At 47.1% G+C, this 643-nt stretch carries 1 protein-coding gene; it reads left to right on the top strand.

Annotated elements, in window-relative coordinates:
• Nucleotides 1-111: 111 nt before the first annotated feature.
• On the top strand, nt 112-643 hold a 532-nt coding region (locus tag QVO88_RS07010; protein WP_288177860.1), incomplete at its 3' end, for a siphovirus Gp157 family protein.

Below are 643 nucleotides of genomic sequence, written 5' to 3'. Positions count from 1 at the left end.
AAGGCTCGTGGACTTCGTGAATGAGCATAATGACAGCGACAATTACGGACTTTTCACACAAAAAGCAAGACAGCTTGCGGATATAATCAATTCAAAACTGGAGGTATAAAAATGAAACTTTATGAGCTTACAAACGATTTTCAGAGGCTTTTTGACAGCCTTGAAGATATGACGGAAAATGCCGAGCTTACGGCAGAGGAAAAGGCTGAGGCTGAAAAGGTGTGGTTTGATACCCTTGAATGCGTTGAGGCTGAGTTTACGGACAAGGCGGAGAACGTTGCGGCTTATGTCAAGGTGCTGAACAGCGAAGCGAAAATGCTTGAAGCAGAGGAGAAAGCCCTCAAAGCAAGACGTGAGCAGAAAGTCAAGCAGGCAGAGAGCCTTAAAGCTTATCTTATGAACAGTATGCAGAGGGTCAACCTTAACAAAATAGAGGGCGTTATGGCTAAGATCAGCATTACAAAGGGCAGGGAAAGCACCGAGATAACAGACCCGAAAGCCTTTGTGGAGTGGGCAAAGGTCAATGATGACAGCCTGCTGAAATACAAAGATCCTGACATAAGCAAGACGGCTGTCAAGGCGGCTATCGAGGCAGGCAGAGAGATCCCCTATGCGGCAGTTGTCCGCAGACCGGGACTGACCA

This window comes from Ruminococcus sp. CAG:57, assembly GCF_000435935.1.
GTDB classification, from domain to species: domain Bacteria; phylum Bacillota; class Clostridia; order Oscillospirales; family Ruminococcaceae; genus Hominimerdicola; species Hominimerdicola aceti.
This window is presented reverse-complemented; position numbering and strand designations above follow the sequence as displayed.